We start from the raw sequence: 13,191 nt of genomic DNA on the forward strand, positions 1-13,191 counted from the left end.
GCGGGCTCAGCCGAGCCGTCGCATCTGACGCAGGTACGGGTCCCGTGACTGGCGGGGCAGCAGCCGGATCCGCACGTCGAGCGCGGTGATCCGGTCGGGGCGGGCCAGGACGGGGTTGAGGTCGGCCTCCGCGAGCTGCGGCAGGTCGCTGGCGAGCCGCGACAGGCGCAGCAGCAGCTGTTCGAGGCCTTCCAGGTCGACCGGCCCGCCGCCACCGCGTCCGAAGAGCAGCGGCGCGCAGCGCGGCGCGGTGATCAGGTCGTGGACGTCGTGGTCGGTGAGGGGGGCGAGGCGGGCCGCGTGGTCGGCGAGGACTTCGGTGGCGGTGCCGCCGAGCCCGAACAGGACCAGCGGCCCGAAGACCTCGTCCTGGACGACTCCGGCGAACAGCTCGGTGCCGCGCGGGGCGAGCGGCTGGACGACCACCCCGGTCATCAGGTGCCCGAAACGGGTCTCCAGGTCCCGGTAGGCGCCGCGGACCTGGGCGTCGCCGCGCAGGTCGAGGTGGAGGGCGTGCTGTTCCGCCTTGTGCAGCAGGCCCGGCCAGTGGGCCTTCAGGACGACGAGGCCGTCCGGCCCCTTGAGGCGCTCGGCGGCGAGCACCGCGTCGTCCTCGGTCTCGGCCCAGGCCCAGGGGAGTTGGGGGATGCCGTAGCAGTCGAGGAGCTCGGCGACGTCGCGCGGGTGCAGCCAGCCCCCGTCGGGGTTGCGCTTCAGGTAGGTGTCGACGACTTCCCGGGCCCTGCCGGTGTCCACGCCGGTCAGGGCGGGGATGGTGCCGGGCGGACGGGCCAGCCAGCGGGCGCGCGCGGCGGCGTGGGCCAGGGCGCGGGCGGCCGCCTGCGGCTCGGCGTAGGCGGGCAGGGAGCCGGTGGTGGCGGGCAGCAGCCGCACTGGCTTGTCCTGGTCGATGAGGACCGCGGCGACGGGCGTGGCGTGGCGTCGGTCCGAGGTGTGGGTGAGGGATCGGACCAGCACGTCTCCCGTCGCCGCGGCGACCGCGGTGGGGACGAGGACGACGAGGACCGCGTCGACGCAGGCGCTGGCCGTGACGCGGTCCACGCAGGCGCGGAGCTGCTCCTCGCTGACGGCGGCGGTGGCGTCGACGGGGTTGGTGGCGCTCGCTCCGTCCGGCAGCACGCCGAGTACGTCGTCGATGAGGCTGGCGTCGAGCGGCGGCAGGCTCAGTCCGGCCTCGACGCAGGCGTCGGCGGCCAGGACCCCGGCGCCTCCGGCGTTGGTGACCACGGCGACGCGGGGGCCCGCGGGCAGCGGCTGGCTGTGCAGCAGGGCCGCGGCGTCGAGGAGTTCCAAGACGGAGTCGGTGGCGGTGATGCCCGCCTGGGCGAACAGGGCGCGGCGCGTCATGGTGCGGCTCGCGGCCGCCGCCGTGTGCGAGGCCGCGGCGGCGCGGCCCGCCTCGGTGCGGCCCGCGTCGACGGTCAGGATGGGCAGCGCGCGGGTGACGCGCCGTGCGGTGCGCGAGAAGGCGCGCGGGTTGCCGAACGACTCCAGGTGCAGCAGCGCCAGGTCGGTGGTGCCGTCGCCCTCCCACCACTGGAGCAAGTCGTTGCCGCTCACGTCGTACTTGTCGCCGAGCGAGACGAAGCTGGACACGCCGATGCCGAGCCGGGCGAGCCCGCTGAGCAGCGCGATGCCCACGCCGCCGGACTGCACGGCGACCCCGGCGCTGCCCGGCCTGGGGTGCGCGGCGGCGAACGTGGCGTCGAGGCGGACGTCGGGCGCGCCGTTGGCGAGTCCGAGGCAGTTGGGTCCGACCAGGCGCATGCCGTGCGCGCGGCAGGTGTCGAGCAGCGCCCGCGCCGTGGTGGCGTCGAGGCCGGAGGAGACCACGACCAGGGCGCCCACCCCCGCCTTGCCGCACTCCTCGGCGACGGCCGGGACCTGCCCGGCGGGCACGGCGAGCACCGCGAGGTCGGGCGCCTCGGGCAGCGCGGCGACGCTGGGGGCGGTGTGCACGCCCAGGACCGTGGTGGCGTGCGGGCTGACCGCGAGGACCCGGCCGGTGAACCCGCCGGTGCGCAGGTTGCGCAGGACCGCGCGTCCCACCGAACCCGGTTTGCGGCCGACGCCGATGACCGCCACGGACCGCGGTCGCAGCAAGGGCCGCAGGCTCGCCACGTCGGCGGTGCGGCCCCGGGCCTCGACCGACGTCAGGTAGCGGTCGGTCTGGTCGAGGTGGACGACGCAGTGCACCTCGACGCCGTCGAAGTGCCGTGCCGTGCTCAGGCCGAGGTCCGCGAACACCTTGAGGACGTCGTGGTTCTCGGCGAGCGCGTCCGCGGTGAACGCGGTGATCCCCTCCGCGCGGGCCAGGGACACCAGGTGTTCCAGGAGCAGCGTGCCCACACCGCGGTGGTGCCACTGGTCGTCGACGGCCAGGGCGATGTCGGCGCTGCCGTGGCCGCTCGGCGCGGTGCCCGGTTCGTACTCGGCGATGCCGACGAGGTGCCCGTCGTGCTCGGCGAGCAGCGCACGGTAGCCGGACCCGGCGGTCCCCGTGGTCCCCGTGGTCCCGGCGGGCCTGGCGGGTGCGGGGGCGCCGGGCACGGAACGCCCGCGCAAACGGTCCGCGGCCTGCGCGGCCGACCGGCGGCTCGCGGCGAAGAACCGCAGCCGCAGGTGCTCCGGTGACATGCCCTCGTACAGCCTCAGCACGGCGTCGTGGTCGTCGGGCCCGCCGGACCGGATGCGCACGGTGGTGCCGTCGGCGAGCAGGGCGTGCGCCGGCGCGGTGGGCGTCGTGCGGGGTGCGGGAGAGCTGGGAGCGGTGCCGGTCATCGCGTACCTCGCGCTTCGGTCTGGTCGGTCGACGTGTTCAGCGTCCGGCGTGGGCGGGCCGTGGCGCAGTGGCCGGGCGGGCATCGGAGGGGGGCCGGGCGGCGCCGGGGGCGGGGGCCGAACGGCCCTCAGGGCAGGGGCTCGCCGAGTTCGCCCGCGACCGCCTCGGTCATGGACCGCAGCACGTCGAGCGTGCGGCGGGCCTCCGCTTCGTCGACTTCGGCGACGGGTACCGGTAGCGCCGGTCCCGTGGGGCGAACAGCTCCTCCAGGCAGGGGGCGCGGACCGCCGCGTCGGGCGGGATCTCGCGCGGGGTCGCGGCGGCTCGCCGTCGCGGGCCGCTGGGCCGGACGCGGAACGTCCCGTCGTGGCCGGGCGCCGAGCAGCGGGGCGGGCGCCGTCCACTCGACGTCGCGGACGCGCGCGAGGACCGGTGCGTCCGCGCGCAGCCGCCGCCCGAACTCCGCGACCGCGTCCGCCGGTCCGGCCACCTCGCCCTCCACGTGGCCGCCCACGTTCGCGACCCAGCCGGTGAGCCCGAGCTGGTGGGCGAGGCGGTGCACGAACGGCCGGAAGCCCACGCCCTGCACCGTCCCGAGGGACCACGAAGCCGCGTGTCTGGCGGGCCACGGTCTCACCCCCGCGCGGCGGCGTCCCGGTGCCGCACGGTCTCGCCCTCGATCGACTCGGCGACCGGTCCGACTTCGGCGCCCCTCGGTGACGGGCCGGAGCCCAGGGAGTGGTCGGCGCCCTCGACCGCGTACACGACCAGACGGCCCGGCAACCGGCCCAGCACACGGGCGAGTTCCACGGCCTCACCGAGGCCGAGCCCGTGGGACGTCGCGGACGGGGGCCGCGCCAGGCGTTCGGCATCCAGTTCGATGCGGTGTACACGGCCGGGGGTTCCGGGGTGCGCGTGCGCGGCGTCGACGACCAGCGCCAGGTCCGCGCCCTCCCACAGCGCGAGCAGCCGTCCGGGCTCACCTTCGCACGTGGTCAGCGTCGTCCCCGCGGGCAGCGGTCGCGCCGCGGCCCGTCGCCGCAGCCGCTCGACGACGGCCGGGCCCAGACCGTCGTCCCGCCGGTACTCGTTGCCGACGCCCACCACGGCGATCCGTGTCCGCTCCTTCATGGGCACCACGGTCGGACCGGGCCGACGCCCGGTGCAGGGGCCGGTCGGCTCCCGCTGAGGGCCGGTGCGCCCCTGTGTCGCGCGGCGCACGGGGGCGACCCTTGCGGCACAGGGAGGTGAGGACGATGCTCCGGCCGATCGTGGTGGGCCTTGACGGCTCACGGGAAAGTGTCGCCGCCGCGGACTGGGCGGCCCGGGAAGCGCTGCGGCGCGGGTTGCGGCTGCGCGTGGTGCACGCCTGGGAGGGGCTGCCGCCAGACGAGGAACCCGTGACCCTGCCCGAGTTGAGAGTCCCGCGGTACTGGGCGCGGCGGATCCTGCGGGGCACGGTGGACCGCCTGGGTGAGCGCTACCCGCAACTGTCCCTGGACCCCGAGCAGATCCGCAGGCCGCCCGTGCCCGCGCTGCTGGCGGAGGCGGAGTCCGCCGACACGCTGGTGCTCGGCAACCAGGGCTTCGGTGGCCTCGGCGGTCTCCTGGCCGGATCGGTGGCCATGGCGGTGGTGGCGCACGCGCGCACCCCGGTGGTCCTCGTACGGGCGGGCTTCGGCGCCACCGACGAGCATGTGCCCAACGGCGACGGCGAGGCCTCGGCCCGGACCTCCCACCGCCCGGTGGTGGTGGCGCTCGACCCGGGGCACTCCTGTGACTCCCTGCTCGCCTTCGCCTTCGAGACGGCCCGGCACCGCTCCGCGCTGCTGCACGCCGTGCACGCCTGGCGACCGCCCCACGCGCGCGCGGCGGGCACGGGCGACCCACGGCACGCGGCGACGCGACGGGACGCCGAGTGGGTCCTTGAGTCGCTGCTCGAACCGTGGCAGGACAAGTACCCGCAGGTGGCGGTGCACATGAGCGTGGAGCACGGGCGGCCCGCGCCCGTGCTCCTGCGCGCCGCCCGGAGCGCGGGGCTGCTCGTCCTGGGCCACGAGGTGCGGCACAGCAAGCTGGCCGCGCACATGGGGCACGTCGCGCACATGGCCATCCGCCAGGTGGGCTGCCCGGTGGCTGTGGTCGCCCACGAGTAGCGGGTGGCGGGTGGCGGGTGGCGGCCCATCGTCCTGCGCGCCTGAGCCCGCATTCCGGCCCACTGGGCGGCGGCCCCGACGGCATCAGCTCTCCGGGAAAGCGCTGCGACGGTGCTGGAGTTTCTGGTGGTGGAGTTCTGCCGGAATGGAAACCAGAACGGAGCGGCGCCGAGATCTGCCGTGTCAAATCACCCTCGCTCGGACGCGTCCGGAAGTCCGTCCACCCGCTTCCCTCATCCATGATCCATGCACACATTTGAGCCAGGGTTCGCCGGGATTCGGTTGCCTCGATTTCGACTTACGCCCTATGCGCTCTTGGGCATACTGGATCGGGTGTGCAAGAAGGGGGCGGACACACCCGGTGCGATAGCGGCTACGGCAGGGGGTGGACAGTGGCGGTACCCGCGCATTCCCCTGTGCTGGACCGGCGCAGCGAATTACAGGAACTCCTGACTTCGTGCAGAGCCAGGGTCAGCGCCGCCGAAGTCGGACTTCCGGAGGGAATGCGTCGACGCAGCCGGGGACTTCGACAGGAGGACGTGGCCATTCTCTGCCGGGTGAGCACCCGGTGGTACGCGGCATTCGAGCGCGGAGAGTGCGCAACGCAGAACGAGGCACTGCTGAACGCGATAGCGCACGTACTCAAGATGGACCACGAGGAGATTTCCCGGCTGTATCTCCTGACCGTCGGCTCCGACCCCCCGGACACACGCCAAGGGCTGCGCATCCCCCCGGAACTGGTCTCGTTCGTCCGGCGCCAGTCGCCGCACCCGTCCTTGCTCCTTGACTCGTCCTGGAACCTGCTCGCCTGGAACACGCCCGCGGCGGAGTGGTTCGAGGACTTCTCGGCCCTCGACGAGGAGGACCGCAACTTCGCCGTCTGGGTCTTCGGCGACGCCGCCGCCCAGCGCTTCGCCGCCGTCGCGGAGGAACGCGCGGCGGTGGTCGCCGAACTCCGGGTGCACTGCGCCCGGCGCCCGTGGGACCAGGACCTCAGGAGCGTCGTGTCCAAGGTGATGGCGACGGGAGGCGAGGCCCGGGGCCTGTGGCGCGAGCAGCGGCTGCGGGTGCCACCGGCCTGCCGGGTACGACGGCTGCGGCATCCGCACCGGGGGGTGCGCGACCTGCTCGGCGTCACCTGCCGGTTGCCCGCCGGGATGCAGTTCCTCACGCATTCCTTCGCCTGACACCTCTGCCTGACACCTCGGCCTGACGGGGCCGCCTGACGCCTCCGCCTGACGGGGGGAGCCCGTCGCGCGGGCCGCGTGGTCCCGCCCGGCGGGGCGTCCCGGCGGGCCCGGCCGCTCGGGCCGAACCGGGCGGGTCAGACCGAACCGAGCAGGAAGTTCCCGGGAGCGTCAGGCGCGTTGCTGAACACGAACTCGCTGAGCCCCTGGTGGAACTCCTCCTTCGACAGATAGCCGCTCCCGTCGACGTCGAGGTGCTCGAAGTTGCCCTGGATGTCCTCGGGCGGCACCCCCACCCGCGCTGGTAGCGCTCGTACTCGGGCTGGCTGATCCTTCCGTCCTTGTCGACGTCGATGAGGGTGAAGACCGCCTCCGCGAACGGCGCCATGCTCTTGCGCACGGTGGCCGGGTCGGCGTTCACGTAGTAGTCGATGTACTCCTGTCGGCTGACCTTCTGGTCCCCGCTCTTGTCGATCTCCTTCTGCAGGAAGCGCCACAGGTCGAGGCAGGCCTGCCGGAAGTCGCGGTGCTGCGTCGAGTTGGGGGCGTACCCGAAGCGTCCCGTGATCCGCTCCGCCAGGGCCTCGATGTCCTCGATGCCCACCTGGCCGTTCCCGTCGGTGTCCATCAGGTCGAATGCCTTACCGAGCCTGCGCTGCTGTATTTCCACCTGCTCACCCGGCATGTGTGCACCTCACCTTTCAGTTCTCGCCCGGTTATGGATGGCTTTCCCGTGCGTACCGGATGCACCCCTCAAGGAATTCCACGGGGTGTCCCGGCATCGTGCGCGACGGCTGGGTCCGGTGCGCCTCCTTCCTTTTCGCGCGTCTCATGTGGTGGTGGCTCATGTGGTAGTGACTTATGCGGTGGTGGCTTATGTGGTGGTGGCTTGCGCGGTCCGCCGCTCACTTCACGAGCGATCACCTCATGGGCGATCAGCGCGGCTGCTTCGCCCATGCTCGAAACGCCGGACCAGTCGCCCCGGCTCAGATCGAGGCCGACTCCATAGCGGCGGCCGACCGCGTCCAGCAGCCACAGCAGATCGAGCGAGTCCGCCGGATCGGCCTCCCGCAGCGAGCGGGACGCGAGCATGCCGAGGATCTCCGCCCGCCGGACCCGGACGTCACGGGCCTCCTGGACTTCCTGGCCCTCCCGGGACTCCCGGCGCTCCCGCGCCTCCCGGGCCGTCATGCGACCGGCCCCGCTGGCACGTTCCGGCCCGACAGCGTGCGCAGGGTGCCGGGGTCGCGGATGAGCTTTCCGCTTCGGGTGCGCGGCAGTTCCGGTACGGCGTGCACGCGGGGGCGCTTGTACGGGGCCAGCCTCCGCACGGCCAGCTCCTGAGTCGTGCGCGCGGTGCCCCGCCCGTCCAGCACCGCGTACACGCGGATCCTGCCGTCGTACACGGCCACCGCCTCGATGACGCCCGGCAGTTCGCACACGGTCCGCTCCACCTCGGCCAGGTCCACCTTCTGCCCGCCGATCGACACCTGCGCGTCCAGGCGGCCCCGCAGGGTGATCGCGCCGGTGACGGGGTCCTGCTCGGCGGCGTCGCGGCTGTGCAGCCATCCATCGGTGTACCGGCCGTCCGGCTCCGCACCGACGTACGGGCTGTGCTCCAGGGCGACCAGCAGTTCCCCGTCGGCGACGCGGACGCGCACCCCGGGGCCGGTGTGCCCACGGCCGGGTAGTGGGTGCCGTGGAAGTCCGCGGCGACCACGCCCGCTTCGGTCATGCCGTACCCCTGCCCCACCGTCACCCCGAGGCGGTCCGCCGCCGCGTCGGCGACGTCCTGGCGCAGTGGCTCGCCCGAGCACACCACCCGCGCGAGGCCCGGCACAGGGCGGTCGGCCGCTCGCGCCAGCAAAGCGATCTGGGAGGGGACGGCGAACACGGTGGTCGGGGCGTCGGCGTCCCGCAGGGCGGCCAGGACCGCGTCGGCGGTGAGCTGCGGCGGCCGGACGACCTCCACGCGCGCGGACAGGCTGTGCAGCAGGCCCCCGTAGACGCCGAAGCCGTGCACGAGCGAGCCGAGCAGGACGAGCCGTCCGCCCTGCCGGGGCGCGCCGTCAACCGCGGCGAACCGCGCCACCTGGGCGGTGATGTCGTCGACGCGGTGCCCCACGGCCTTCGCCGGTCCCGTCGCTCCCGAGGTCGCCATGACCAGCGCGTGACCGCTGGGAGCCGTACCGGAGCCGACCGCTGTGAGGCGCAGGTCCCGGTCGGGGTCCACCGCGACGTGGCCGAGCAGCCCGGTGGGATCGGTGACGGTCGACACGAGGTGGAACTCGGGGTCGAGCGCCTGGAGGGCGCCGTGCACCTCGTGGCGGGTGAGGCGGTGGTCCAGGATGATCACGCGCGCGCCGATGCGCCATGCGGCGAGCAGCGTCGTCAGGTAGACGACCGATGGGGGAAGGGACACGGCCAGTGACGTGCCGGGCCGCACTCCCGCCGCCCGCAGGCGCCGCGCCTGCGCGGTCACCGCGGCCCGCAGCTCACGGCGGCTGACCGGTGCGCCGAACCGCAGGCAGACCTCGTCGTCCGGGCCGTCGAGGAACAGCGCGTCCGACCAGGCGCGGCCGTGCGGGTGCGCCGCCGCGCTCACGTCGCCACCCCGGTGCCGGTCCGCGACCGCTTCCGCGCCGCCACGGTGCCCGCGAGCCCCGGGCCGGCCATGGCCCCGGGGTGCCCCTCCAAAGGCAGCCCGACCTCGGCGTAGCGCCGCCTGATGTCCGCGAGGCGGGTACTGAACCGGGCCTGGGAAGCCGCCAGCACGTCCCGGACGTACCCCAGGCCGTCGCCGAACTTCTCCTGCTCCTGGGGAAGTTCGATGACCTCGGGGGCGGGGGCGCGGTACACGCCCATCGGGTCGAGTCCCCGGCGCACCCGTTCGGCCTGCTCGAAGAACAGCTTCCGCAGGAGGATCACCCCGCGGTCCACCGTGCCCAGGTGCTCCCGGGTCCGGTCCGTCACCGTGCCCTGGGTGACCCAGGCCATGATGTCCTGGCCCTCGACGTGGTCGAGGCGGAACTCCCCGTCGGGCGTGCGCCAGGGCACCTCGTACGAGGTGACGGGGCCGGGGTCGGGGACGGGGACCCCGCCGGGGCGGTAGGCGGTGTACCACAGCAGCCAGGTGGACTCGTCGTCGACGGGCACCCGCAGGTGGAAGCTGTGGCTTCCGCCACCGCCGACGCGGAGCATGTTCGGGAAGACCAGGGGGTGGCCCACCGTCCAGTCGTCGCCTCCCGGTGCCTGTCCCTGCAGCTTGCGGCGCATGAGGACGCCGTACTCGTCGCGTTCGAAGGACACCTCGTCGTTGAGCCGCGAGAAGGTGCGGGGGATGTCGACCGGCAGGCCACGGCCGCTGAGCCACTGGCTGTAGCGGCCGTGCAGCCAGGCCACGTGGTCGAGGTCGACGGCGTTCTCCATGATCTGCGCGAAGTTTGCGGGCACGGTGGCGTGGCCGACGTCCCGGATCGCGTCGTCCCAGCAGAACAGGTCGTAGCGGGGCAGCTCGGGAGCCGGGCCGGGGCCCAGGTAGGCGAAGACGAGGCCGCCCAGCTCCCTGACCGGGTAGGAGCGGGCCCGCACCCGCCGCGCGAACGCCGCATCGGCGGGCTCGCCCGGCTGTTCCAGGCAGCGGCCCGAGCCGTCGAACATCCAGCCGTGGTACGGGCAGCGGATGCCGCGCGCCTCCAGCATCCCGTACGACAGGGCCACGCCGCGGTGCGGGCAGCGGTCCTCCAGCAGGTGCGCGGTGCCGTCGGCGAGCCGGTAGAGCACCAGGTCCTCGCCCAGCAGGCGGACCTTGCGCAGGTCGTGCCGGGGCAGGTCGGCGGTGATGGCGACGGGCAGCCAGTAGCGGCGCAGCAGTTCGCCCATGGGCGTGCCCGCGCCGTAGCGCGTGAGGGTCTCGTTGCGTTCCGCGGAGAGCATGGCGGGCCCTCCTTCACGTGTGGGGGTCGGGGGCTGGTGGTGGGGGCGGGCTGCCGCCGGGCGCGTGGGCGTGGTCCGTGAGGGCTCCCTCGCGGATCAGTGCCACGACGGCTGCGATGTCCCGGTCCATGCGGCGGTCGTTCGTGACGAACGGGACGTGCGCGCGGACGAGTCGGCGTGCCGCGCGGATCGCGGGCGACGAGCGGTGCCCGTCGGCGTCGCGCAGCTCCAGCGCCTGGCACAGGGCGATCACATGGATGGCCGCGGCCTCCCGGACCAGTTCGACGGCGTCGCGGGCGTCGCGGGCGGCGATGGTGCCCATGCTGACCTTGTCCTGGTTGTGGGCCTCGGTGGAGCGGGAGAAGGCGCTGGCGGGCATGGTGAGCTTGAGCGCCTCCGCCGTCAGCGCGGCACACGCCAACTGCATGCCCTTGAAGCCGTGGTGGAGGCCCGCGCGGTTGCCGTTGGCCTGCGCGCTGCCCGGCGGCGGGACGAGGTTCGCGGGCAGGCCGTTGCTGAACTTCTCGTCGACGATCAGGGAGAGCTGCCGGTCGAGGAGGTCGCCGACGCTCGCGACGGCCGCCTTCAGCGAGTCCATGGCGTGGGCCACGTGGCCGCCGTAGAAGTGGCCGCCGTTCAGCGCGTCGGGGGCCACCGGGTCGAACACCGGGTTGTCGTTGGTCGAGTTGATCTCCACGTCGAGCCAGCGGCCCGCCCAGTCGAGCGTGTCCTCCAGGACGCCGACGACATGGGGCGCGCAGCGCAGCGAGTAGCGGTCCTGGACGGGCCGGGACAGCCGCCGGTGGGCGTGGTCGCCGATCCGGGGACCGGCGGCGGGCGGTGCCCCTCCCCGGGGGCGGGAGAGCCCGGAGCCGTGCAGCCAGGCGCCGATCCGGGAGGCCGAGCGCACCTGGCCCGGATGCGGCTTGTGCCGGTGCAGAGCCGGATCGAAGTGCCCCTGATTGCCGTGCAGCGCCTCGGAGCACATCGCGGCGCACAGGTCCGCCACGCGCGCGATGCGCGTCGCGTCCCAGAGCGCGACCACGGCGAAGCCCGCCATGAAGGAGGTGCCGTTGATCAGCGCGAGGATCTCCTTGGACTCCGGTACCAGCGCGGTCAGTCCGTGGCGGCGCAGGGCCTCGCGCGCGGGCATCCGCACGCCGCGGGCCAGCACCTCGCCCGCGCCGGTCAGCGCGTGGGCGAGGTAGCTCAGCGGGACCAGGTCCCCGCTGGCGCCGACCGAACCGCGCTCGGGGACGAGCGGCAGGATGTCGTGCCGGAGGCAGCCGAGCAGCAGGTCGACGACGGTGCGGCGGACACCCGAGTAGCCGCGGGCCAGGCAGTTGGCGCGAATGAGCAGGGTGGCGCGCACGACGTCCGGTCCGGCCGTCGGCCCGGTGCCGTTGAGGTGGTAGAGCACGAGGTTGCGCTGCAGCTCCGCGGCCTGGCCGACGCCGACGTGCTGGTCGGAGCTGGCGCCGAAGCCCGTCGTGACCCCGTACAGGGGCGCTCCCGTGGCCACGAGCGCGTCCTTGAACTCCCGCGACGCCTCGATGCGCGGCGCGGCCCGCGCGTCGAGCCCGATGCTCCACTCCTCGGGTGCGCGGGCGAAGCGGGCCACGCGCCCGCTGGTGAGGGAGTCCGCGCCCAGGGTCAGGTGCCGGGCCGGATCCGCCGCCGCGGGCGCGGGCGGCTGGCGCGGGTCGGGCAGCGCCGTGTCCGCGCTCACCGTTCACGCTCCCTTCGTACGGCTCGTACGGCTCGTACGGCTCGTACGGCTCGTACGGCTCGCACGGTGCTTCGTGCGGCGCTTTGGACGGCGCTTTGTACGGCGGGGCGCGGGGCCCGCGTTCGTACGGCGGGGTGGTGCGCTGGCGACGTGTCCCGAGGAACTCCCTTGACGTGCACGATCACCTCTGTGTGGTGGAGTCACGGCCGGTTGGCGCCGGTGCGGGAGAGGGGTGCGACGGGGGCCCACTGTAGGAGCACCCGGCCCCGGGAGGGAGGAAGCGCCGGTACCAGCAGGCGCGCTGCCGGTACCGCTGAGGGCGGCGGAGCACGTGCTGGCACCACCGGTTCCTTCCTGCCGCCCCGGCGCCGCCCTACTGTCGCCCCCGTGACCGAAGACCTCTCGACGGCCGCCGCGGGCGCGGGCCTCGACATCATGGCGCTGCACCGCGGGAACGCCAGGAAGCTGGGCCGCCAGGACGTTCTGATCACGAGTTACGCCAGCTCGGGGGCCTCCCTCATCGGCAACGTCCTCATCGAGTTGGGCATTGACCACCTCGATCCCTACTCCGAGGTGGTGGACGAGGAGGGCCGCGCCCGCGTCCTGGACGGTCACCTCGCCTACCGGCGCCGCCTCGCCGCGACGGCGAAGCTGGACGCCGCGGGGGCGCGCGGCCGCTCCGGTGAGCCCCGCTTCGTGAAGAACCAGCTGTATCCGGACGCCTACGACGGTGTCGCCCTGGGCGGTCACGTCCTCCTGGTCCGCGATCCGCGCGACGCGGTGTACTCCTTCTTCCGGTGGTACCGGGACTTCGCTCCCCTCTGGTGGCCCGAGGCCGGTGCACCGCCCGACGACTTCGCGGACTTCCTCGCCCGGCCCGCCATCCACGCCGAGACACCGATCGACCGCTGGACGCAGCTCCACGAGCGGTGGTGGCGGGCGTCGGAGCGCTTCGAACCGTTCGTGGTCGTGCGGTTCGAGGACCTCAAGTCCGACCCCGTGGACGTGGTGGCCGCGCTGCTCGCCCGCTTCGGCGTCGACCGCACGCGGGACGAGATCCGGCTGGCGGCGGGCCTGAGCACCTTCGAGGCCATGCGGGCCCACGAGGACGCCGTCAGCACGCGCCAGGCGCCGGACCGGGGCCGGGACCTGCGGCTGCTGCGCCGCGGCAAGGTCGGGGAGTGGCGCGAGTGGTTCGACGCGTCCGGTCTCGCCGCCGCCTTCGCCGAGCCCCGGCTGCGGTCGGCGGCGGCCCGCTTCGGCTACCACCTGCCTCCGGGTGACGGGACGCCCGAGGAGGCACGGTGACGGCGCCCCGCGCCACGACGGCAGGGGGTGTCGCGCCACGACGGCAGGGGCGGAACGCAGACGGTGACCAGA

At 74.1% G+C, this 13,191-nt stretch carries 11 protein-coding genes and 2 pseudogenes; 3 read left to right on the forward strand and 10 right to left on the reverse strand.

Going from position 1 to position 13,191, the window contains the following annotated elements; translation table 11 throughout:
* Positions 1 to 6: 6 nt before the first annotated feature.
* From ACOBQU_RS01395 to ACOBQU_RS01405, 3 genes are all read right to left on the reverse strand, one after another.
* Positions 7 to 2,802 carry a GNAT family N-acetyltransferase gene (locus ACOBQU_RS01395; protein ID WP_423623837.1) on the reverse strand — a complete coding sequence of 932 codons (2,796 nt, stop codon included), beginning with the start codon at positions 2,800 to 2,802 and terminating at the stop codon, positions 7 to 9.
* A gap of 128 nt (positions 2,803 to 2,930) precedes the next feature.
* Positions 2,931 to 3,383: an acylphosphatase gene (locus ACOBQU_RS01400; protein WP_423623838.1), complete on the reverse strand. Its 453-nt coding sequence runs from the start codon at positions 3,381 to 3,383 to the stop codon at positions 2,931 to 2,933.
* A gap of 53 nt (positions 3,384 to 3,436) precedes the next feature.
* Positions 3,437 to 3,934: a hydrogenase maturation protease gene (locus ACOBQU_RS01405; RefSeq protein ID WP_423623840.1), complete on the reverse strand. Its 498-nt coding sequence runs from the start codon at positions 3,932 to 3,934 to the stop codon at positions 3,437 to 3,439.
* A gap of 125 nt (positions 3,935 to 4,059) precedes the next feature.
* Between ACOBQU_RS01405 and ACOBQU_RS01410 the strand changes: the two genes are divergently transcribed.
* Both ACOBQU_RS01410 and ACOBQU_RS01415 read left to right on the forward strand, forming a co-directional pair.
* Entirely contained in the window at positions 4,060 to 4,959 is a 900-nt protein-coding gene (locus ACOBQU_RS01410; protein WP_423623842.1) for a universal stress protein, read from the forward strand.
* Positions 4,960 to 5,462: 503 nt separating this feature from the next.
* On the forward strand, positions 5,463 to 6,146 hold the full coding sequence (locus tag ACOBQU_RS01415) for a helix-turn-helix domain-containing protein (protein WP_423623844.1): 684 nt from the start codon (positions 5,463 to 5,465) through the stop codon (positions 6,144 to 6,146).
* A 137-nt stretch (positions 6,147 to 6,283) separates the two neighbouring features.
* On the opposite strand, the gene ACOBQU_RS01420 is transcribed toward ACOBQU_RS01415, so the two are convergent.
* The 7 genes and pseudogenes from ACOBQU_RS01420 to ACOBQU_RS01450 form a co-directional block, all read right to left on the reverse strand.
* The gene (locus ACOBQU_RS01420) at positions 6,284 to 6,442 is read right to left on the reverse strand and encodes a hypothetical protein (RefSeq protein WP_423635011.1); all 159 of its coding nucleotides are present in this window, start codon (positions 6,440 to 6,442) and stop codon (positions 6,284 to 6,286) included.
* A 17-nt stretch (positions 6,443 to 6,459) separates the two neighbouring features.
* Positions 6,460 to 6,831: pseudogene (locus tag ACOBQU_RS01425) on the reverse strand (EF-hand domain-containing protein); the annotation flags it as partial.
* A 68-nt stretch (positions 6,832 to 6,899) separates the two neighbouring features.
* The gene (locus ACOBQU_RS01430) at positions 6,900 to 7,238 is read right to left on the reverse strand and encodes a hypothetical protein (RefSeq protein WP_423623846.1); all 339 of its coding nucleotides are present in this window, start codon (positions 7,236 to 7,238) and stop codon (positions 6,900 to 6,902) included.
* A gap of 95 nt (positions 7,239 to 7,333) precedes the next feature.
* On the reverse strand, positions 7,334 to 7,807 hold the full coding sequence (locus tag ACOBQU_RS01435) for an AMP-binding enzyme (protein ID WP_423623848.1): 474 nt from the start codon (positions 7,805 to 7,807) through the stop codon (positions 7,334 to 7,336).
* Between the two features lie 56 nt (positions 7,808 to 7,863).
* A pseudogene (locus ACOBQU_RS01440) lies at positions 7,864 to 8,751 on the reverse strand (AMP-binding protein); the annotation flags it as partial.
* Entirely contained in the window at positions 8,748 to 10,082 is a 1,335-nt protein-coding gene (locus ACOBQU_RS01445) for a Rieske 2Fe-2S domain-containing protein (protein WP_423623849.1), read from the reverse strand. The gene ACOBQU_RS01445 and the pseudogene ACOBQU_RS01440, both read right to left, overlap by 4 nt.
* 13 nt (positions 10,083 to 10,095) lie before the next feature.
* On the reverse strand, positions 10,096 to 11,811 hold the full coding sequence (locus ACOBQU_RS01450; RefSeq protein ID WP_423623852.1) for an HAL/PAL/TAL family ammonia-lyase: 1,716 nt from the start codon (positions 11,809 to 11,811) through the stop codon (positions 10,096 to 10,098).
* A gap of 387 nt (positions 11,812 to 12,198) precedes the next feature.
* Between ACOBQU_RS01450 and ACOBQU_RS01455 the strand changes: the two genes are divergently transcribed.
* Complete coding sequence (locus tag ACOBQU_RS01455) at positions 12,199 to 13,119, forward strand: sulfotransferase domain-containing protein (protein WP_423623854.1); 921 nt, start codon at positions 12,199 to 12,201, stop codon at positions 13,117 to 13,119.
* The last annotated feature ends 72 nt before the right edge of the window (positions 13,120 to 13,191 follow it).

The sequence above is a fragment of the Streptomyces sp. G45 genome (assembly GCF_049542095.1).
Lineage (GTDB): Bacteria > Actinomycetota > Actinomycetes > Streptomycetales > Streptomycetaceae > Streptomyces.